This window comes from Streptomyces sp. NPDC054765 (genome assembly GCF_053612065.1).
The window spans coordinates 57,132-77,279 of the sequence record NZ_JBSHBP010000024.1 but is presented as its reverse complement, the minus strand read 5'-3'; the positions used below and the strand labels follow the sequence as shown (position 1 = coordinate 77,279).

At 70.8% G+C, this 20,148-nt stretch carries 17 protein-coding genes; 9 read left to right on the top strand and 8 right to left on the bottom strand.

The window, feature by feature from the left end; translation table 11 throughout:
- Nucleotides 1-289: 289 nt before the first annotated feature.
- The 6 genes from ACWGJY_RS17725 to ACWGJY_RS17700 form a co-directional block, all read right to left on the bottom strand.
- Nucleotides 290-1,009 (bottom strand): GntR family transcriptional regulator, encoded by a 720-nt coding sequence (locus ACWGJY_RS17725; protein WP_453261754.1) that lies wholly within the window; start codon nt 1,007-1,009, stop codon nt 290-292.
- Nucleotides 1,010-1,264: 255 nt separating this feature from the next.
- Nucleotides 1,265-2,092, bottom strand: coding sequence for a transporter substrate-binding domain-containing protein (locus ACWGJY_RS17720; protein ID WP_453261719.1), 828 nt, complete (start codon nt 2,090-2,092; stop codon nt 1,265-1,267).
- A 153-nt stretch (nt 2,093-2,245) separates the two neighbouring features.
- A complete protein-coding gene (locus tag ACWGJY_RS17715; protein ID WP_453261718.1) occupies nt 2,246-2,914 on the bottom strand; it encodes a bifunctional 4-hydroxy-2-oxoglutarate aldolase/2-dehydro-3-deoxy-phosphogluconate aldolase in 669 nt (222 codons plus the stop codon).
- A 506-nt stretch (nt 2,915-3,420) separates the two neighbouring features.
- Nucleotides 3,421-3,870: a ribonuclease domain-containing protein gene (locus tag ACWGJY_RS17710; RefSeq protein ID WP_453261717.1), complete on the bottom strand. Its 450-nt coding sequence runs from the start codon at nt 3,868-3,870 to the stop codon at nt 3,421-3,423.
- A gap of 213 nt (nt 3,871-4,083) precedes the next feature.
- Nucleotides 4,084-4,965 (bottom strand): hypothetical protein, encoded by an 882-nt coding sequence (locus ACWGJY_RS17705; protein ID WP_453261716.1) that lies wholly within the window; start codon nt 4,963-4,965, stop codon nt 4,084-4,086.
- A gap of 411 nt (nt 4,966-5,376) precedes the next feature.
- Nucleotides 5,377-7,770 (bottom strand): IPT/TIG domain-containing protein, encoded by a 2,394-nt coding sequence (locus ACWGJY_RS17700; protein WP_453261715.1) that lies wholly within the window; start codon nt 7,768-7,770, stop codon nt 5,377-5,379.
- A 442-nt stretch (nt 7,771-8,212) separates the two neighbouring features.
- Here ACWGJY_RS17700 and ACWGJY_RS17695 point away from each other — a divergent pair, with 442 nt between their 5' ends.
- The 5 genes from ACWGJY_RS17695 (at nt 8,213) to ACWGJY_RS17675 (ending at nt 13,221) form a co-directional block, all read left to right on the top strand.
- The gene (locus tag ACWGJY_RS17695) at nt 8,213-8,839 is read left to right on the top strand and encodes a helix-turn-helix domain-containing protein (RefSeq protein WP_453261714.1); all 627 of its coding nucleotides are present in this window, start codon (nt 8,213-8,215) and stop codon (nt 8,837-8,839) included.
- A gap of 37 nt (nt 8,840-8,876) precedes the next feature.
- Nucleotides 8,877-9,122 (top strand): DUF6126 family protein, encoded by a 246-nt coding sequence (locus tag ACWGJY_RS17690; protein WP_453261713.1) that lies wholly within the window; start codon nt 8,877-8,879, stop codon nt 9,120-9,122.
- A 155-nt stretch (nt 9,123-9,277) separates the two neighbouring features.
- A complete protein-coding gene (locus ACWGJY_RS17685) occupies nt 9,278-11,965 on the top strand; it encodes a beta-N-acetylglucosaminidase domain-containing protein (RefSeq protein WP_453261712.1) in 2,688 nt (895 codons plus the stop codon).
- A 224-nt stretch (nt 11,966-12,189) separates the two neighbouring features.
- The gene (locus tag ACWGJY_RS17680; protein WP_453261711.1) at nt 12,190-12,870 is read left to right on the top strand and encodes a thiaminase II/PqqC family protein; all 681 of its coding nucleotides are present in this window, start codon (nt 12,190-12,192) and stop codon (nt 12,868-12,870) included.
- A 48-nt stretch (nt 12,871-12,918) separates the two neighbouring features.
- Nucleotides 12,919-13,221: a putative quinol monooxygenase gene (locus tag ACWGJY_RS17675; RefSeq protein ID WP_453261710.1), complete on the top strand. Its 303-nt coding sequence runs from the start codon at nt 12,919-12,921 to the stop codon at nt 13,219-13,221.
- Nucleotides 13,222-13,340: 119 nt separating this feature from the next.
- Here the strand turns inward: ACWGJY_RS17675 and allB are convergent, their stop codons facing one another.
- On the bottom strand, nt 13,341-14,684 hold the full coding sequence (gene allB / locus ACWGJY_RS17670) for an allantoinase AllB (protein ID WP_453261709.1): 1,344 nt from the start codon (nt 14,682-14,684) through the stop codon (nt 13,341-13,343).
- A 686-nt stretch (nt 14,685-15,370) separates the two neighbouring features.
- Between allB and ACWGJY_RS17665 the strand changes: the two genes are divergently transcribed.
- The gene (locus ACWGJY_RS17665) at nt 15,371-16,210 is read left to right on the top strand and encodes an IclR family transcriptional regulator (RefSeq protein ID WP_453261708.1); all 840 of its coding nucleotides are present in this window, start codon (nt 15,371-15,373) and stop codon (nt 16,208-16,210) included.
- 126 nt (nt 16,211-16,336) lie between these two features.
- On the opposite strand, the gene ACWGJY_RS17660 is transcribed toward ACWGJY_RS17665, so the two are convergent.
- Nucleotides 16,337-16,627, bottom strand: coding sequence for a DUF5955 family protein (locus ACWGJY_RS17660; RefSeq protein ID WP_453261753.1), 291 nt, complete (start codon nt 16,625-16,627; stop codon nt 16,337-16,339).
- Nucleotides 16,628-16,995: 368 nt separating this feature from the next.
- Between ACWGJY_RS17660 and ACWGJY_RS17655 the strand changes: the two genes are divergently transcribed.
- From ACWGJY_RS17655 to aceB, 3 genes are all read left to right on the top strand, one after another.
- Nucleotides 16,996-17,220 carry a hypothetical protein gene (locus ACWGJY_RS17655; protein ID WP_453261707.1) on the top strand — a complete coding sequence of 75 codons (225 nt, stop codon included), beginning with the start codon at nt 16,996-16,998 and terminating at the stop codon, nt 17,218-17,220.
- A gap of 176 nt (nt 17,221-17,396) precedes the next feature.
- On the top strand, nt 17,397-17,975 hold the full coding sequence (locus tag ACWGJY_RS17650) for a nucleotidyltransferase family protein (RefSeq protein WP_453261706.1): 579 nt from the start codon (nt 17,397-17,399) through the stop codon (nt 17,973-17,975).
- Between the two features lie 319 nt (nt 17,976-18,294).
- Nucleotides 18,295-19,923, top strand: a complete 1,629-nt coding sequence (gene aceB / locus ACWGJY_RS17645) for a malate synthase A (protein WP_453261705.1) — start codon at nt 18,295-18,297, stop codon at nt 19,921-19,923.
- Nucleotides 19,924-20,148 lie beyond the last annotated feature (225 nt).

Here is a 20,148-nt window from a genome sequence, read left to right as displayed (position 1 = left end):
AGGGAGCGGCGTGGAAGTGCGCCATAGGCGGATATGGCATCCGATACCGCTCCGTCCGATTGCGCCCGGGGCGGCGAATCGGCCGGTCCGGGGGCACCCTCGGGGGCGCTCATGGACTGGCGGGGAAACCCCCGGGAACCACTCATGGGCGGGGCGGGACCGGTGCTGCGCCGGGCACGCCGGGCACGCCGGGCACGCCGGGCACGCCGGGCACGCCGCCAGGATGCGAGGACACCCGCCTACGGCCTCCTCTCGCCCGCCCGGACCCGGTGAGAGCCGCTGTCCCCGCTCAGGGCCGCACCAGCAGCTGGAACTCGAAGGCGTAGCGGGAAGCGCGGTAGATGTGCGAGCCGAACTCGACCGCGCGCCCGGTGTCGTCGAACGTCGTCCGCTGCATCGTGAGCAGCGGGGCACCCTCGGGCTCGTCGAGCCGCTCGCCCTCCTCGGCGGTCGCGGCGCGCGCGCCGACGGCCTGACGAGCGCTGTGCAGGGTGATGCCGGCCGACCGCATCAGGCGGTACAGACCGGTCCCCTCCAGCTCGGCGGTATGCAGCGGGAGCAGCCCCACGGGAAGGTGGTTGCGCAGATGCGCGACGGGCTCGCCGTGCGTCAGCCGCAGCCGCTCGACCAGCGCGACCTCGTCCCCCTCGGCGATCCCCAGCGCGGCGGCGACCTCGGCGTCGGCCGTGGTGGTGGTGTTGAGCAGCACCCGGGTGGCCGGCTTCTGCCCGGCCGCCTCCAGGTCGTCGTAGAGGCTGCTCAGCTCCAGTGGGCGCTTGACCTGGCTGTGGACGACCTGGGTGCCGATGCCGCGGCGGCGCACCAGCAGCCCCTTGTCGACCAGCGACTGGATCGCCTGCCGCACCGTCGGCCGGGACAGACCGAGCCGGCCGGCCAGCTCGATCTCATTGCCGAGCAGACTGCCGGGCGCCAGCTTGCCGTGCTCGATCGCGGCCTCCAACTGCTGCGACAGCTGGAAATACAACGGGACCGGACTGCTCCGGTCCACGCTGAACTGGACGGGGCTCTCGGCGCCCAGGGCTTGTTCTGTCTCGCGTTTCCCCACGCTCGCGAGCGTATCCGTCCGGACAGATGACGGGAAGTCCGGAGGTCACATTGTCCGGACAAGGGCGGACGGCGGCCCGGCTCCCGCGCGGTGGCCGGTGCGGGGGCCGGGGTGAGCAGCGGGGGCGGAGGGCCTGCGTACACGACACCGGCCGGCAGGAAACCCGGCCCTCCAAAACGGCACGCATCCACGGGTGCGCTACTTCATCCAGGCGTCCTCGTACGTCCGGTACGTCCCGTCGTGCGTGGCCAGATGCACCCACTGGTTCACATACGCCGTGAACTCGCTGTCGCCGCGGGGCAGGGCGTAGGCCTTTTCGGAGAAGGAGAAGGGCTTGTCCGGGTGGAGTGAGCAGAGTTCGGGGTGGATCTTGGCCTGGTAGCGGGTCTCGCTCGCATCGGTCATCATCACGTCCGCGCGACCCGCGATGATCTCGTCGAAGATCGTGGTGTTGTCCGGGTGGACCGTCATGGCGGCCCGCCGGAGATGCGCGCGGGCGAACTGCTCGTTGGTGCCGCCGGGGTTGACGATGACCTTGGTCCCGGGCCGGTCGATCTGTTGCAGGGTCCGGTACTTGCCCTTGTCCGCGCAGCGCACGATGGGGGTCTTGCCGTCGGTGCGGGTGGGCTCGCTGAAGGAGACGGAGCGGGCGCGGGCGAGCGTGAGCGAGACACCGCCCATGGCGATGTCACAGCGGCCGGCTGACAGGTCGCCGACGAGCTCGGCCCATGTCGTGGCCACATAACGGGGTGTGGCGTCGAGGCTCTTGGCGAGATCCTCGGCCATCTTGATGTCCACGCCGCGGTAAGTACCGCTCTTGGGGTCGCGGTAGCTGAAGGGGCGGTAGTCGCCGGTGGTGCAGACACGCAGCACACCGCGCCGGGCAACGGTGTCGAGGGCCGATGCTTTCCTGGCGGCTGCGGGTGTGGTCGCCTCTCCCCCGGCGGGTGCGTCCGACACCGCCGGGGCGGCGGCGGTGGCGGCGAGCAGACAGGCCAGGACGGAGAGGGCGACGGCGCGCTTCATGGGGGCTCCTGTGACTCCTGGACGCGGCGGCACGATCGCATGATCGAAGCGCTCAGGGTGGCAGAGCCCGTGGTTCAGGTGAACCCCTTTGACCGGCCTGTGGGGCGGCGTGAGGGGCCGGGACGACGACGAGCCAACGGGCCCGACGAGCCGTCAGTCGTCGTAGAGGTCCGCGGCGCCTCGGGTCGTCAGGCGGTCGGGGGCGGCTTCGTCGAGGCGGCTGAGGAGGTCGGCGGCACGCTTGGCCACGGTGTCACGATCGCCCTCGGAGAGCGCCGCGCCCATACCGACGGCGACCGCACCCGCCGCGATCCACTCCGGCGCGCTCTCGACCGTCACCCCGCCCGTCGGCAGCAGCGGCACCTGCGGCAGCGAGGCACGGACCTCCGCCAGCCAGGACGGGTCGTGCCCCGAGGCGGGGAACAGCTTGACCGCGTCCGCACCGAGTTCGAGCGCGCGGACCATCTCGGTCGGCGTCGACACGCCGGGGAAGACCGGGATGCCATAGCGGTGGCCCGTACGGATGACCTCGGCATCGAGGCTCGGCGAGACGAGGTACCGGGCGCCCGCGTCGACCGCCATCCGCGCCGATACCGCGTCAAGGACCGTGCCCGCGCCGATGATGGCGTCGTCACCCAGCTCGCGGGTGAGCGTCGTGACCGCCTCCAGGGCGAAGGGGGTGGTGAGGGATATCTCCAGGCTGATGATGCCGGCCGAGAGCAGGGTGTCGGCCGTGGCGCTCGCCTCGTCGTAGGTTCTGCTACGGACGATGGCGAAAACCCGCTGCGCCAGTGCGGCCCGGGTGATCTCCCAGCGATACACGGCAGTTCGCCGTCCTTCCTTGTCTCCAGCGCTTCATGCCGGCTCGCCATGCCCCACGGCGCATACGGCACTTCCGGGGCGTGCCGCAGCAGCTGACCGCACATGGTCTTTTTCCGCCGATGCCCGCCCGCTCCTCGTTTCTGTCGAAACGCTACCGGCAGCCACTGACAATCCTCTCTCGGGGGTGCGCCCCGTGCGCCCCTTCTGCCAAGAATGGGGAGAAGAGGGAGGTGGGAGGGGGCGCACGAGATGGGCGCACAGCACCGGCGCACAGCACGGCGGCGGTCGGGGGTACATGTGCACCCCCGACCACCACGCATGGGGGCGGCGAGCCCGACCGGCCCGCCGCCCCTGCTGTTCCGTTGTTGCCCTGCTTGGTGTGGTGCTTGGTGTGGTGCTCGGCCCGTCGGACTCCCAACCGTCAGCCCGTCAGACCGTCAGCCACTCGGCCGCCGAGCCGCCGAGCCGTCAGACCGCCGAGCCGTCAGACCGCCGAGTCGTCGGTCTCAGCAGCTGCGATCGACGAGATCGAACGTCTTGTAGTGGTCGGCGGTGTAGTAGTCCTCGTCCTTCTTCTCGCCGGCCACGATGCGTCGCGCACCGCGGTCGGGCGAGCCCGGCGTGACGACTGTGAACTCGTGGTAGTAGTCGGTGCTCTGGGACGGGAGGATGCCCTCCCGGTTGTCGAAGACCGTCCCGTCCTTCGGATACGGGTAGGGCCCACCCTTGGCGATCAGATCGAGGGTGTCATGGGCCTGCGAAGGCAGCTTGGAGTAGCAGACGTTGCCGACGTCCTTGACGTGCACGGACGAGACGTGCGCCGCCGCGGCGTACGTGGTGGCCGTGTGGGTCGTGGCGACGGCAGGCGTGGCGGCGACCGCGGTCCCGCCGATGAGAAGGGCCGAAGCGAGGGCGCCGGCAGCGCCGATCCTGGTGATCCGTGGGGGGATTCTCATACCTACCAGAATGACGCGCGTAGACATGATCCTGTCAATCCCAACGAGCTTAAGTTTCCCGGGAGTTCACCACATCACGCGCATCAACCGCCCCAATCATTCCCATTTTGCACCCGCACCCCACCGGTCCGCCGGCCCCGGGTCACGGGGCCCACAGGTGACGGCGGCCGGTGTCCGGCCGCCGTCACTGTGGCGCGAGGGTGCGGCTGAGGATCAGCCCAGGCAGCCAGGCACTGCGGTGGGGCTGCCGGAACAGTTGGTGGGGTGGTTGTTGAAGACCTGGACGAGGAGGAGTGCGACGCTTCCGCTGTCGTTGTAGATACCGCCGGGAGCGTTGGTGGCGGTGTTGTCGACGACGCGGCTCTCGGCGGCAGTTGTCTTGGCGCCGGCACCGCCGAAGTTGGCGATTCCGCCCCCGACCCCCGTCGGCCCGATTGCAGCGTTGTGGCTGATGTCGCTCTGAAGGATCTTCAGCGTCGCGTCATTGGCCACTCCGCCACCCTTTTCCAGCGCCGTGTTGTGGGTGACGGAACTCTGGGCGATGGTCATATCGCCGTCGTTGGCCAGCCCGCCGCCGTTACGGGTCACGGAGTTGTCCGAGATGATGCTCTGAATGACGCGAGTGGTGGAACCGATGTTGCCGCCGATTCCGCCGGAGAAGTCGGCCTGGTTGTTCCGGATGACGGATTGCACGACGCTGAGAGTGCCGTCGTTGCGGATTCCGCCGCCGAAGTCTCCCGTCGCGTCACCCTTGCTGATGGTCGCCCGGTCCAAGCTCAGATTTCCGGCGGCGTCCACCTTGAGGATACGGAAGGCAGGGGCCGACACTGCGCGGGTGAGGGTGGCGCCGTTGCCCACGATGGTGATCGTGTTCTGGATGGACGGCAGGGGGCTGGTCAGGGCGTAGACACAGCCGGGCGCCAGGATGAGCGTGCCACCTGCGGTGTTTGCCGTGGTGATGGCGCTCGCCAGTGCGGCGGGAGAACACGGGACCAACGTCTGTGCGGCTGCCGGAGTGATGGCTGCGCCGGTGGCCACGAGGGTGGCACCGGCCACGGTGGCGAATGCGCGGACCGCTGTTCTGCGGTGCTTCATTGCTGCTCCTCGGTTGTGTGGTGAGGGAGTTCACGGACCGCTTTCCGGCGCGCCCGCGAACGAGATGCGGTTTCGATCCGACGCCTCGATGCCGCCTTCTCGGCTTGCGGCCACATCGCGCGGGCCGCTGTCCGGCCGGATTTCACCGGAGCGGAAAAGAACCGAAGAAGGCGGAGGAGGGCGGAAGGGGAGCGGAATGGGGCGGAATGGGGGATGGGGGCGAGGGAAGCCCCGAATGCCATCCGGATGAGGTGACCGTCAAGTGACCTGGCGCGGGAGCAAGTTCAGGGCTCTTGCGCCGTGCGGCGGGCCGCCGTCCAACTGTGGGGGGAGACGGCGGCCCTGGAGCACCGGAAAGGGTGCTCACCTCACCACTCCGGGAGGAGTGGCGCCCGCGGCCGTCGGGGATCGTCAGAAGGTGATGACGTCGCCGTGGGCGGTGGCGGGCTGATAGTTGGAGCTGCCCGCGTAGGTGGCGGTGTATCCGCGGTTGAGGATGATCAGCGGCAGCGCCAGGATGGCCGGGCAGACCGCTTCTCCCTGTGCGTCGGTGACAGAGGTGCACAGGATGGTGCCGCCGGTGGTGAAGGTGATGGGCTGGCCGGCGATGGGCCGGCCGGTGTCGAGGTCGGTCAGCGTCGCGGTCAGAATCCCGGCGTAGGGGTGCGGCGGGAAGATCTGGACGATCGCGGGAGTGGCGGTCAGCTGGGTGCGGTCGCGGGTGTACGTGAACGGGATGCTCGCGCTGCCCCCGGGGGTGGTGACGGTGACGGTGACGCTTCCGGCCGCGTGCGGGGGCAGGGTCGCGTTGATCTGGTTGTCGGAGACGACGATGAAGGGCACCGGGGTGCCGTTGACGGTGACGCTGGTCGCGCCGCTCAGACCGGTGCCGCTGATCGCGACCTGGGTGCTGGCGCCGGCCGGGCCGCTGGTGGGGAAGATCCCGGTGACGGTCGGAGCCGACGTGAAGTAGGTGTAGTTGGTGGCGCTGAAGGCCGTTCCGCCGGGGGTGGTGACGGAGACCGGGCCGCTCGTGGGTGCACTCGGCGCCGTGATGGCGACGATGGTCGTGTCGTTGAGCACCTGGAAGCTCGCGGCGTTGACCCCGGCGATGCTGACCGCCGTGGCCCCGGTGAACCCGCTCCCGGTGATCGTGACTTGGGTACCGCCCGCGGTACTGCCGGAGGTGGGGGCGAAGCCGCTGATGGTCGGGGCCGGGGTGACGTAGGTGTACGTCGCCGGGCCGGTGGCGGTGCCGCCGGGAGTGGTGACGGACACCGGGCCGGTATCGGGTGCGTGCGGCGCGGTGATGGCGGAGATGTGGGTGTCGTCGACGACCTGGAAGCTGGTGACCGGGGTTCCGTCGATGCTCACGGCCGTCGCGCCGGTGAGGTTGGTGCCGGTGATGACGACGAGCGTGCCGCCGGAGGTGGTGCCGGAGACCGGGTTGATGCTGGTGATCGTGGGCGCGGGGACGACGAACGTGAAGCTGCCGCCCGTTCCGGTACCCAGGGGCACGGTCACGCTCGCCTGGACGGTTCCGGCAGCGTGCGCCGGTGTGGTCGCCGTGATGGTGTTGTCGTCGACCACGACGAAACTGGCGACGGGGGTGGAGTTGAGCGTGACGGCTGTCGCGCCGGTGAAGCCGCTGCCGCTGATCGTGATCGGATCGCCGCCGAGCGTCGAGCCCGACGCCGGGGTGATGCTGGTGACGATCGGCCGGATCTGCAGGACGCTGACGTTGTTGCTTCCGTTGTTGGTGACGTAGAGGAAGTTGCCGTCCGGGGTCACCGCGTCCCGGGAGGGCTGGGTGCCCACGGCCAGGGTGGTGAGGATCGTGTTGGTGCCGGTGTCGATCACGCTGACGTTGTTCGCGCCGAAGTTCACCACGAACACCCGGGTGCCGTCCGGGCTCACCGCCACACCCGCCGGGGTCCCGAAGCCGCTGATGGTGGTGACGACACTCGGCGGACCGGTGGTGGTGTCGATGACGCTGACGGTGCTGGAGCCGTTGTTCGCCACGTAGGCGAAGTTGCCGTCAGGGGTGAACGCCACTCCGATCGGGGTGCTGCCGACGGAGACGGTGGCCGTCACCAGGTTCGTGCCGGTGTCGATGACGCTGACCGTGCCGCTGCCGGAGTTGGTGACGTAGACGGTCAGGCCGTCGGGGCTCACCGCCACGCCGTTCGGCGAGGTGCCGACGGTGATCGTGGCAATCGACAGGTTGGTGCCGGTGTCGATGACGCTGACCGTGCCGCTGCCGTGATTCGCGACGTAGGCGAAGGCACCGTCCGGGGTGATCGCGATCTCGAACGGGTTGGCGCCGACGGCGATGGGGGAACCGACGATCAGGTTGGTGCTGGTGTCGATGACACTGACGGTGCTGCCGCTGCCGTTGCTGACGTAGGCGAAGTTGCCGTCCGGCGTGATCGCCACCCCGATCGGCCCGTTCAGGCCCGTGACCGTGGCAGTCACCAGGTTGGTGGTGGTGTCGATGACGCTGACGGTGCTGGAGCCGTTGTTCGCCACATAGGCGAAGCTGCCGTTCGGCGTGATCGCCACCCCGATCGGACCGGTCCCCACGGGCACCAGCGGATCGGCGACCAGCATCGCCAGGGCTTGCGCCGCGGGCGCTGCCGGCCGGCCCGGGAGCGGAAGCGTTCCGCAGGGGACGGTGCCCTGCGAGAGCATGGCGGCGATGGCCGTCGCCGGCATCTCTCCTGCCGCGCTCATCGGTGCCGCTCCCGCCGCCGCCGCGTATAACGCGAGCGCCTGCGCGGATGTCCAACTGCCTGTCGTATCCATGACGACCTCCTTCGCATCAGGGGGCCGTCAACCACCCGGGCCATCATGTTCCTCGCAGCCCAGCGGGTGGTGAAGTCTCTCAACGGGGGCGCCAATACGGCGGCCGGACCGGGAAGTCACGTTCTTCCACGGCATGGCCGCTCACCCCCGGTGAGGGATGGGCGGCCCGCCGGAATTCACTACCAGCAGTAAGGCACCGTCGGTACACCGCGTCCATGCGGCCGATCGAATGTGACCCGGATGGCCGAGCGTGCGAAACCGTCGCCGGGCTCTTCCGGCCTGCGCAGGACACGGTGGCTCAGGAATGTCCCGTAACGATCTCCCGGTCGGTGGAAGTTGACGCCCGCACCCGCCTCGGCCGATGCCCGCACCCCCGGTGGACACTTTTTGCCTCTCAGGCAAATCTTTTGCCTGTCAGGCGAAGGGTCGCTATACCAGGGATATGACCGAGCTCCCCGACGAGCCGTCCGGCACTCCGCCGGAGGTGCTGTCCACCGTCGCGCCGCGCCTTCGCGACCTGCGGAAACGCAGTGGTCTCACGCTGGAGACCGCGGCCCGGCTGGTGGGACTCTCGCCCGCGCACCTGTCACGGCTGGAGACCGGTCAGCGGCAGCCGTCGTTGCCGATGCTGCTGGCGCTGGCCCGTACCTACGGCACCACGGTATCCGACCTGCTCGGCGAGACCGCGCCGGAGCGGGACCCGGTCGTCCGGGCGGGCCGTACGGAGCCGTCGGAAGCCGGCGGCTGGACATACTGGCCCGTGGGCGGCGCCGGCCGGGCCATGCAGGCGCTGCGGGTCCGGGTGCCACAGCGGGCCCAGGGCGAGCTGGTGCGGGTGCACCCGGGCGAGGAGTGGCTGTACGTCCTCAAGGGGCGGCTGCGGCTGACGCTCGGCGCGGCGGTGCATGTGCTGGACCCGGGGGACGCGGCGCACTTCGACTCGCTCACGCCGCACCGTATCGCCGCCGCCACACCCGGCGGGACCGAGCTGTTGTTCGTCCACACGCTGCTGCAGAGCGGGGCCGCCGAGCTGTGCCTCGGCGACGACGCGAGGCATCGCGGGCTGTGAGCCCTTGGCACCGTTCTTGACGGAAGGACCCTACGTCGTGCCTGACCAGACCACTCCTGCCACCCCTGCCACCCCGGCCACTCCTGTTGTTCCTGCCGCTCCTGCCGCTCCTGTCGTTCCCTCGTCGTCGGAGCCGCTTCCCGGGGCGGCGCCCGCCGCCCGGACGTACAAGGAGGACAAGCCACCGCGCGGGCTGTATGTGCGGGTGTTCATCTACGTCGTGGCGACCCACGTACTGCTGGCGTTCATGAGTTTCCTGGTGATCGTCGCCAAGACGCGGTGACGCTGCGCCAGGCTTGCGCGAACGCCCGTCGCCAACGTCCATCCCTTCGGTTCGAAAGTCCATTGCGCCGGTGCGGCGGGCAGGTGAAGCCTGCTGGCGCGAAGGTACACACGACATCGTTCCCTGCACCTCACCGCACCGAGGAGGACCGAAGGATGCACCGTACGCGCACCGCGGCGGCCACCGCATTGGCCATGGCCCTGGCCGTGATCCCTCTGACGGGCATGGCGGGGCCGCCGGGCGCCGGGGGGAAGCCGGGACAGGACGGCCCCGGGGACAGAACCGAAGCGGCAGCTCCCCGCTCCCTCTCCCCCACGCCCCGTTCCGTCCGGAGCCGGTCCGACCGGGTCACCATCACCCCGTCCGTGACCGTCGTCGCCGGACCGGACGCGGATGCCCCGGCGCTGGCCGTCGTCGAGAAGTCGCTCCAGGACGCCGGTGCCGACCGGGTCGTACGGGCCGGGCGGGCGCCGGGCGGCGGGCAGTTGACGGTGTATGTGGACGGTGCGGGTGCGGCGCGGGCTCTGCAGGAACTGGGGGCGCGGGGCACCGGCGGACTGCCCGCCGAAGGGTATGCGCTGGCGGTGGGCGAGGGACGGATCGCGTTGTCCGGCAAGGACGCCACCGGCACGTACTACGCCGCGCAGTCATTGCGGCAGCTGCTGCCCCATCGCGAACGGCCGGGCGCCCGGGTGCGGGGCACGGCCATACGGGACTGGCCGGCCACCCCGCTGCGGGGTGTCATCGAGGGCTTCTACGGAACCCCTTGGTCGCACGACGCCCGGCTCGACCAGCTCGACTTCTACGGCGCGCACAAGATGAACCTCTATGTGTACTCGCCCAAGGACGACGCCTATTTGCGGGAGAAGTGGCGTGACCCGTATCCCCCGGAGCAGCTCGCGCAGCTCAAGGAGCTGGTGGACCGGGCGCACGAACGGCATGTGGAGTTCACCTATGCGCTCTCCCCGGGGCTGTCCGTCTGCTACAGCTCCGACGCGGATCTCAAGGCGCTGACCGCCAAGTTCCAGACCCTGTGGGACATCGGTGTGCGCACCTTCGCGGTGCCGTTGGACGACATCAGCTATACGCACTGGAACTGCGCGGCGGACAAGGACGCGTTCGGGACCGGCGGCGGGGCGGCGGGGGCGGCGCAGGCGCATCTGCTCAATCGCGTCAGCCGGGAGTTCATCGCCGGGCATCCGGGCGCCGGACCGCTGCAGATGGTGCCGACCGAGTACTACGACGTGAAGCCGTCGCCGTACAAGCAGGCGCTGGCCGCCCAGCTGGACCAGCAGGTGCTGGTCGAGTGGACGGGCGTGGGGGTGATCGCGCCGACGATGACCGTCGCCCAGGCGCAGCAGGCCCGGGAGGTGTTCGGGCACCGGATCCTGACGTGGGACAACTACCCGGTCAATGACTATGTGACCAACCGGCTGCTGCTCGGGCCGTTCAACGGCCGGGAGAAGGGGCTGCCGGAGCAGCTGGCGGGGATCACCGCGAACCCGATGATCCAGCCGGCCGCTTCCAAACTCGCCCTGTACACGGTGGCCGACTACGCATGGAACGACACGGCGTATGACGCCCGCGCCTCCTGGGGCGCGGCGATCGGGGAACTGGCCGGCGGCGACGCCCGTACGGCGCGGGCGCTGCGGGCCTTCGCCGACGCCCATTACGCCTCGGCGCTCAACCCGCAGCAGGCGCCCGAACTTGCCGCCGCCATCGCGGAGTTCGGCAGGAGTGGGGATGCCAGGAGGCTGGACGGGGTGCTGCGGAACCTGCAGGACGCGCCGGCGGTGCTGCGGGAGCGGCTCACCGACCGGGGGTTCGTCAAGGACAGCGGGCCCTGGCTGGATGCGACCCACGCCTGGGGTATCGCGGCGCGTACCGCCCTTCAGCTGATCGAGGCGACCAAGGCGGGCGACGGCGCGAGTGCCTGGCAACTGCGGCAGCGGTTGCCGGAGTTGGTGCGGACGGCCAGGTCATTCGTGTATGTGGACATGTCGGGGAAGAGGGTTCCGGTGCTGGTGGCGGACGGGGTGCTGGACACGTTCGTCGAGAAGGCGGTGGCCGCGCATGACGAGGCGCTGGGCGTCGTCGGCCGCCCGAAGGCCACGTCGGATCTGTCGGCTTATCAGGACAACGCGGTCTCGCGGATGACCGATGGTGATGACACCACCTACTTCTGGAGTGGCGCGGGGCCCAAGGCCGGGTCCTTCGTGGAGCTGGATCTGCATGCCGAGCGTCCGCTGGGTGCCGTCCGGCTGGCGATGGGCAAGAGCGGCAGCCCGGACGACTATCTGCGGCACGGCGTCCTGGAGTTTTCGTCGGACCACAAGAACTGGCAGCAGTGGGCGGCCTTCGACGGGAAGGCCGAGGTCGGCGTCGAGCCGCCGGCCGGCGCCAAGGCCCGGTACGTCCGGGCACGGGCCACGCAGGCGCAGGACAACTGGCTGGTGGTGCGGGAGTTCTCGGTGGCCGGGTCCGCGGCGGTGACGGTGACCGGCGGACCGCCCGCGGCGGCGGGCAGCGCGCTGCGGTCGGCGGCGGACGGCGACCCGGCGACCGGCTATCGCGCGGCGCGGGCGGCGCAGTCCGGTGAGGCGCTGGAGTTCACGCCCGACGCGCCCCGTACGGCACGGTCCGTGGTCGTGCTGCGACCGCAGGGCGCACCGGCCGGGGCGGCGGAGGTAGCGGTCCGTACGGGCGGTGCCTGGCGCTCGCTTGGCACGCTGTCCGGGGCCTATACGCGGCTCGCAGCGGGCGACGGGGCGATCGAGGGCGTACGTCTGGCCTGGCGGGACGGGGCGGCGGCGCCCGAGGTCGATGAGGTGATTCTGCACTGAGGAGAGGTGAGGGGCCGGGAGGGACGGGCGGGTGTGCCCCGGCCCCGTCCCTCCCGGCCCCTCCCCCGGCGCGGCATGCCCGGCGGCGTGCCGCGCTGCCGTATCCCGTCTTCCTCGTGCCGTGCATCCCACGCCGTGCCGCGCTGTCGTATCCCGTCTTCTTCGTGCCGTACGTCCTACTCTGAAGCCCTGGCCGCCGCCCTCGCCCCGGAGGAGACCGCCCCATGGCCCGACCTGCTCCCGATGCCCCTCGTCCGACCGCGGCCGCCGTGCTGGATGACGCGGTCCGTGCGCTCGCCCCGGACACCGGCGCCAACCGGCTGGTCTCGCGGATCGAGGCAGGCCAGGCACCGCGCTCCGTGTTCGCCACCTTCGCCCTCGAACAGCACCAGGTGATCTGCGCCGACCGGATCAGCTTCCAGCATCTGGCGCGGCGGGCGGACGGCGACCCGCCCGTCGCCGACTTCTTCGATCTGCTCGCGCAGGGCGAGACGCTGGCGATGAAGCAGCTGGCCGGACTGACGGACGCCTGTGAACTGACCGAAACGGAGATCGCGCAGTACCAACCGCGCCCCGGCTGCCAGGCGTACCCCTCCTATGCGGCGCGGCTCGCCCTCGGCGGCGACCCGGCCGATGTGGCGATCGCGCTGACCGCCAACTTCGCCGCCTGGGGCGGCTATTGCGCGGTCGTCGAGGCCGCGATGCGGGATCACTACGCGTTCCCCGAGGAGGCGTGCGGGTTCTTCGGCTTCTTCGCCGAGCCGGCGCCGGCCGTCGAGGACAAGGCCCGCGAGGCGGTGCAGCACGGCCTCGACACCGGCCAGGCGGAGCCGGCCACGGCGCACCGCTACGGCCGGCTGCTCCAGGCGTATGAGCTCATGTTCTGGAACTCCGTCGCCGGCTGATCCGGTCCTGCACGCATCAGCATCGAACCGAGTGAAGGAGTGCCTCCGATGCCCTACGGCTACCAGGCGACCATGAAAGCCCGCCCCGGACACCGCGACGAGGTGATCGCCATTCTGCTCCGCGGCACCGACGGGCTGCGGGCCGCCGGGTGCCGGCTCTATGCGGTGGGCGTGGCGGATGCCACCGACCCGGACCTGATCTGGGTGAACGAGCTGTGGGACACCAAGGAACAGCATGACGCGTCGCTGCTGCTCCCGGAGACGAAGGCCGCGATCGCGGAGGCGCTCCCGCTGCTGACGGGCGAGTTCACCGGGCAGGAGCTCAGCGTCGTCGGCGGGGTGGGGGTGTAAGGGGCGGGCGTGGCCCGGCGGCCGCGATGGGTGGTCGGTAGCTCCGGATGGGTGGCCGGTGCCCCCGGGCCGCGCCGGTCAGCCGCTCAGTTCGTGGTGGCGAGGGAGGGCGCCGGTGCTCATGTGCGGTGCGGCCGTTCGAGCAGTTCGCCGGTGGGTCCGGCGAGGGTGGCGCCGTCGTTGATCTGCCGGCCGCGCAGCCAGGTGGAGCGTACGACGCCGTGCAGGGTCCGGCCGGCGTATGCGGTGATCTTGTTGCGGTGCTGGAGGGTCTGCGGGTCGACGGTGAAGGTCTCCTCGGGGGCGAGGACCGCGAAGTCCGCGTCCCGGCCGGGCTCGATGGCGCCCTTCCGGCCGAGACCGACCAGCGCGGCGGGTGCGGTGGCCATCCAGCGCACGACGTCATCGAGGGTGTGGCCGCGCTTGCGGGCCTCGGTCCAGATGGCGGGCAGACCGAGCTGCAGGGAGGAGATACCGCCCCAGGCCGCGCCGAAGTCGGCGGTCTTGAGGTCGGCGGTGGAGGGCGAGTGGTCGGAGACGATGCAGTCGATGGTGCCGTCGGCCAGGCCCTCCCACAGCGCGTCCTGGTTGGCGGCCTCGCGGATCGGCGGGCAGCACTTGAACTCCGTTGCGCCGTCCGGGATTTCCTCGGAGGTCAGGGTCAGGAAGTGCGGGCAGGACTCGACGGTGATCCTGACGCCCTCGCGTTTGGCGGCGGCGATCAGCGGCAGCGCGTCGCTGGAGGACAGATGCAGTACGTGCACCCGTGCGTCGAGCCGCCGGGCGAGCGCGATCAGCCCGGTGATGGCGTCGTTCTCGGAGATCCGCGGGCGGGAGGCGAGGAAGTCGGCGTACTTGGTGCCGTGCGGCTCGGGGGCCGCGGCGAGCTGCCCCGGGTCCTCGGCGTGCACGATCAGCAGGCCGCCGAAACCGGCGATCTCGTCGAGGGCTGCGGCCAGTTGCTCCTGGTCGACCTGGGGGAACTCGTCCACCCCGGAAGGCGACAGAAAGCATTTGAAGCCGAAGACACCGGCGTCGTGCAGCGGACGCAGATCCTTGACGTTGCCGGGGATGGCACCGCCCCAGAAACCGACGTCGATATGGGCCTTGCTGCGGGCGACCTGGCGCTTGGTGTCGAGGTGGGCGGCGGTGGTGGTGGGCGGGAGGCTGTTGAGGGGCATGTCCACGAGGGTGGTGATACCGCCGGCCGCGGCCGCGCGGGTGGCCGTCCAGAAGCCCTCCCACTCGGTGCGGCCGGGGTCGTTGACGTGGACATGGGTGTCGACGAGGCCGGGCAGCAGGACGTCGTCGCCGAAGTCCCGGGTCCGCGCCCCGGCCGGAGCCTCGGCGTCGTACGGCAGCACCGCGGCGATCTTGCCGCCCTGGACGGCGACGGACGCGGCGCGCGTCCCCTGCGGGGTGACGACACGTGTGGAGCGCAGCACCAGCTCTGTTTCGGACACCCGGTCCCCTCCTCGTCTTTGTCTTCATCGTTGCGTGATGGTGTGCGGGGTGCACGGCCGCCGGGGAAGCCGTGGCGTCCGGGGCGCGGAATGCACGCCGGAACGCCATGCGGAATGCGGAATGCGGAATGCGGAATGCGGAATGCGGAATGCGGAATGCGTGAAATTCAACATTCTGTTGAATGAGTCTTCACTCCGGGCCGCGGCCCGTCAAGACCCCTTGACCGGCAGCGGCGGGGCAAGCGGCCCGGCCTCCCCGGGCGTCGCGGCCCCCTCCGCCACAACGGCGCCGGCCTGCGACGGGCAGTGGAGTTCACCGGCAGCCCGATCGGATTGCCGCGCCGGCAGGAGCGGTGGTCGGGCGCGGATCGAGGCGGTCATGGAAGCCGTGGTGTCCGGGTTCATGACGAGAAGGCGCATGACACTCCAGCCATGTGGAGGATTCCATAGAATGGACAGTAGGTTTCGCGCAGCAGAACGTAGCTACGCCCCATGGCACCTCAAGGGATCGCGGCCAGGAGCCTGCCGACGGCTCACTCCGTGCGACACCGCGGGGCTGACCGGCGGGAACGAGTGTGCGAGAGACCGTGTGCCCACGTAAGGGGACCGGTAGGCTTCTCCGGTCGGGCCCGGCGCCCGCAAGCCCCGGCCGAGACCGATCCGACCCGCCCCGAAAGGAACGCGACGTGCCGCCGTCCAGCGCCAGCACCTCCGCCGCCGAAGCCAAGCCCGCAGGCGCCAGCACCTCCGCCGCCGAAGCCAAGCCCGCAGGCGCCGGCGGCGGCGTCCAGTCCCTCGAGCGCGCCTTCGACCTGCTGGAGCGGATGGCCGACGCCGGTGGCGAGGTCGGCCTGAGCGAGCTCTCCGGCAGCAGCGGGCTGCCGCTGCCCACCATCCACCGCCTGATGCGCACGCTCGTCGCCTGCGGCTACGTCCGTCAGCAGCCCAACCGCCGCTACGCCCTCGGCCCCCGCCTGATCCGGCTCGGCGAGAGCTCCTCGCGGCTGCTGGGTACGTGGGCCCGGCCGTTCCTGGCCCGCCTGGTCGAGGAGACCGGCGAGACCGCCAACATGGCACTGCTCGACGGCGACGAGATCGTCTATGTCGCCCAGGTACCGTCCCGGCACGCGGTACGGATGTTCACCGAGGTCGGCCGGCGGGTGCTGCCGCACTCCACCGGCGTCGGCAAGGCCCTGCTGGCCCATCACGCCCCGGAGGAGGTCCGCGCGCTGCTCGGCCGTACGGGCATGCCCGCCGCGACCGAGAAGACGATCACCGACCCGGACCGCTTCCTCGAAGCGCTCGCCGACGTCCGGCGCCTGGGCTATGCGGTCGACGACAACGAGCAGGAAATCGGCGTCCGCTGCCTCGCGGTGCCGGTGCCCAACTCCCCCACCTCGGCGGCGATCTCCATCTCCGGCCCGACCGGCCGGGTGACCGAGGCCTCGACGGACAAGATCGTGCCCGTACTGCAGGACGTCGCGGCGCAGCTGTCGGTGGCGCTGGCGAATCAGACGCCGGCGTAAAGGTACCTACCGACGCAGGGCGAGGCGGGCCGCCAGGGCCCTGGCCCGTCGATCGGGTCACCGGTCCACGGCGCGGGTGCCGGGTGCCGGAACGGGCGCCGCCCTGCCCCTGCCCCGCGCTTGTGGTCAGCGGGCGCGCGGGATCCGGCCGAAGCGGTCGATGCCCGCACGGACCTCCGCCAGCGCGGGGGACAGCGCACTCACCGAGCCGACCGCCCCGGCGATCAGCAGGAGCGAGCGGCGTAGCCGGGGCACTTCCGGCAGCCCGTGGCTCACCATCGCGTCCAGTGCGGCCAGCTCGTCATCGGCGGCCGCCCGATCCGGTAACTCCCCCGGAAGTACGGCCAGCTGGCGGCGCAGGCGGGCCACTGCGCCGCGCAGCTCCTGGACCCGGGGGTCGCCCTCGGCCCCGGTCACTCGTCCGTCCCTCTGCAACTGCTCCACAACGACTGCGTCCTCCAAGGCCGTTGCCCGTTCCGCAATGCGGGACAGTTAACGCCACTCTGTGCTGATCGCGCCACACGGAGAGCGAAAAAACCGGGTCGCCGGGCGGATCGTTTGCCCTGCCGGAGCCGGGCCTCGCCATGAAGCGGTAGCCCGCGATCGCCCGCGGTCAGCGGCCATGCCGCGCCATACCCGTTTGCGGCCTGATGAAGCGTCAGTACGTGCGTTCGTCATGCCACCCGTTGGCGTGGGCACATGCGATCCGAAGCGTATGCCGCGACCCGATGGAGCATTCTCCCCTTCAAGGAAATATCCGGCATATCACTGGATCGGAGAACGCCATGGAGTCCCACTCCGGCCCCGACACCGGCTCGAACCGCGGTCGTGTCAGCGTCGTGCAGCTCATCTGCCGCGCGTACGGCCTTTCCGATGCGTCGGAGATCACGATGGACCACATACACCGCTATGTCGCCGAGCGCCGGCGCGCAGAGGAACACATGCATCATCTGCGCGACCGCTTCCGTCCGAGCATCCCCCGCCCACGGGCCTCCGGTGACGCGGCCTGATCCGGCGGGCCACACCCCAACGGGCCGCGCGGCGAGGCGCCATGAGGTAAGCAGTCCCCATGGCACCGACGACACCCGGACGACGGGAAGAACCGCAAGAACCGCAAGAACAGCGGCCATGCGCCGGGGCCGGCACCCCTAGGGGGACGCGGAGCGCCGGGCGGCCCGAGGGAAGGGTGGCCGGCCTGCTGCTCGCCGCGGGCGGCGGGCGGCGGCTGGGGGGACGGCCCAAGGCGCTGCTCGGCCACCGGGGACGGCCGCTGGTCGAGCACGCCGCACGGGCCTTGCGGGACGGCGGCTGCGACCCCGTGCACATCGTGCTGGGGGCGGCCGCCGATTCCGTACGGGAGCGGGCCGACCTCTCGGCGTACGGCACTTCGGACAACCCGGACTGGGCCCAGGGTATGGGCTCCTCGCTCCGGGTGGGCCTCGCCGCGCTGGCCGGTTCGGGGGCGGATGCGGTCGTGGTCTCGCTGGTGGACCAGCCGGGCATCGGCGCCGCGGCGGTGGCGCGGGTGGTGGCGGCGTACAAGGGCGGCGCCTCGCTCGCCTCCGCCGCGTACGACGGGCGCCGCGGCCACCCGGTCCTCTTCGGGGCGGACCGCTGGCCGGACATCGCGGCCGACGCCGAGGGCGACCGCGGCGCGCGCCGCTATCTCCAGCGGCATGCGGACGCCCTCACCCTCGTGGAGTGCGCCGACATCGCCGAGCCGTACGACATCGACACGCCGGAGGATCTCCGCCGGCTGGAGTGAGCCCGCCCGGAGGGGCCCGCACTCCTCGCACTCCCCCTCGCCAACTGCCGGGCGCAGTACGGGAATCCCTGGGCCCAGGGCCGTCATGGAGAGTGACCGGCATGGCACCGGGAGCCATTCGATCACCGCTTCTGTCGACTCCGGGTATCTCGACATCAACAAACCATTGAAGTTCCGCGATAAGGAAACTAGTCTCCACTGGTCAGAAGCGCCCTGAACCCAGACGGCGCCCGCGACCGTATCCAGGAGCCCGCGGCACCCCGTGCCGCCCGGTGTCCCGGAGGCCGCCAGGCACCGCCGCTGAATGGAGTGACAGCTCATGTCCGCACCAGCGCCGTCCCCGCTGGCCATTGCCGAAGTCGACCCCGCGCACACCCCCGAACGGCAGGGCGAGGTTCTCACCGAGGCCGCGCTCGCCTTCGTCGCCGAGCTTCACCGCCGGTTCACCCCGCGCCGCGACGAACTGCTCGCCCGCCGCGCCGAGCGCCGCGCCGAGATCGCCCGGACCAGCACGCTGGACTTCCTCCCGCAGACCGCGCAGATCCGTGCCGACGACAGCTGGAAGGTGGCCGAGGCACCCGCCGCGCTCAACGACCGCCGGGTGGAGATCACCGGCCCCACCGACCGCAAGATGACCATCAACGCGCTCAACTCCGGCGCCAGGGTCTGGCTCGCCGACTTCGAGGACGCCTCCGCCCCGACCTGGGAGAACGTCGTCTCCGGCCAGCTCAACCTGATCGACGCCTATGAGCGCCGCATCGACTTCACCGACGCCGCGTCCGGCAAGTCGTACGCCCTCAAGCCCGCCGAGGAGCTCGCCACCGTCGTGATGCGCCCGCGCGGCTGGCACTTGGACGAGCGCCACCTCCAGTTCGAGGGCCGGCCGGTCCCCGGTGCGCTGGTCGATTTCGGCCTCTACTTCTTCCACAACGCCCGGCGTCTGCTGGACCTCGGCAAGGGCCCGTACTTCTACCTGCCGAAGACCGAGTCGCACCTGGAGGCCCGCCTCTGGAACGAGATCTTCGTCTTCGCCCAGGACTACGTCGGCATCCCCCAGGGCACCGTGCGCGCCACCGTCCTGATCGAGACCATCACGGCCGCGTACGAGATGGAGGAGATCCTCTACGAGCTGCGCGACCACGCCTCGGGCCTGAACGCCGGACGCTGGGACTACCTCTTCTCCATCGTCAAGAACTTCCGTGACGGCGGCGCCAAGTTCGTCCTCCCGGACCGCAATGCGGTGACGATGACGGCCCCGTTCATGCGCGCCTACACCGAACTCCTCGTCCGCACCTGCCACAAGCGCGGTGCGCACGCCATCGGCGGCATGGCGGCCTTCATCCCCAACCGCCGTGACCCCGAGGCCAACGAGCAGGCCCTCGCCAAGGTCAAGAACGACAAGGACCGTGAGGCCGGGGACGGCTTCGACGGCTCCTGGGTCGCGCACCCCGACCTGGTCCCGGTCGCCCGCGCCTCCTTCGACGCGGTGCTCGGCGACCGGCCGCACCAGAAGGACCGGCTCCGTGCGGACGTCGACGTCAAGGCCGCGGATCTGATCGCGATCGACTCCCTGGAGGCCAAGCCCACCTACCAGGGCCTGATCGACGCGGTGCAGGTCGGCACGCGTTACATCGAGGCCTGGCTGCGCGGCCTCGGCGCCGTCGCCATCTTCGGCCTGATGGAGGACGCCGCGACCGCCGAGATCTCCCGCTCCCAGATCTGGCAGTGGGTCGACGCCGGGGTGGTCTTCGAGAACGGGGAAACGGCCACCGCGCAGCTGGTCCGTACGGTCGCCGCGGAGCAACTGGCCGCCATCCGTGCCGAGGTCGGCGAGGACGCCTTCACCTCCGGCCGGTGGCAGCAGGCCCACGACCTGCTGCTCCAGGTCGCGCTGGACGAGGACTACACGGAGTTCCTGACGCTGCCCGCGTACGAACTGCTGGGCTGAGCCGCCCCGCCGCGAGGGCCCGGAGGGCCGGTACGTACCGCTGCACGGCGGTACGCACCGGCCCTCCGCCATGCCGGCCGGTGCGACCGGCGGCGGTCAGGTGGCGACCCCGCCCAGCGCCACGAAGCCGCAGATGAGGAAGAACAGCGGCCTGTGGCCGACTCGGGGAGGACGCCTCCGGGACGGCCGTAGGGCGCGATTCCCGGCCATGCCCGTGCGGTACTA

Excerpts from the sequence above, each read along its gene's own strand:
- ACWGJY_RS17720 (WP_453261719.1), bottom strand. The coding sequence starts at position 2,092 with ATGAAGCGCGCCGTCGCCCTCTCCGTCCTGGCCTGTCTGCTCGCCGCC.
- ACWGJY_RS17710 (WP_453261717.1), bottom strand. The coding sequence starts at position 3,870 with ATGAGAATCCCCCCACGGATCACCAGGATCGGCGCTGCCGGCGCCCTC.
- ACWGJY_RS17705 (WP_453261716.1), bottom strand. The coding sequence starts at position 4,965 with ATGAAGCACCGCAGAACAGCGGTCCGCGCATTCGCCACCGTGGCCGGT.
- ACWGJY_RS17700 (WP_453261715.1), bottom strand. The coding sequence starts at position 7,770 with ATGGATACGACAGGCAGTTGGACATCCGCGCAGGCGCTCGCGTTATAC.
- ACWGJY_RS17695 (WP_453261714.1), top strand. The coding sequence starts at position 8,213 with ATGACCGAGCTCCCCGACGAGCCGTCCGGCACTCCGCCGGAGGTGCTG.
- ACWGJY_RS17685 (WP_453261712.1), top strand. The coding sequence starts at position 9,278 with ATGCACCGTACGCGCACCGCGGCGGCCACCGCATTGGCCATGGCCCTG.
- ACWGJY_RS17680 (WP_453261711.1), top strand. The coding sequence starts at position 12,190 with ATGGCCCGACCTGCTCCCGATGCCCCTCGTCCGACCGCGGCCGCCGTG.
- ACWGJY_RS17675 (WP_453261710.1), top strand. The coding sequence starts at position 12,919 with ATGCCCTACGGCTACCAGGCGACCATGAAAGCCCGCCCCGGACACCGC.
- ACWGJY_RS17655 (WP_453261707.1), top strand. The coding sequence starts at position 16,996 with ATGGAGTCCCACTCCGGCCCCGACACCGGCTCGAACCGCGGTCGTGTC.
- aceB (WP_453261705.1), top strand. The coding sequence starts at position 18,295 with ATGTCCGCACCAGCGCCGTCCCCGCTGGCCATTGCCGAAGTCGACCCC.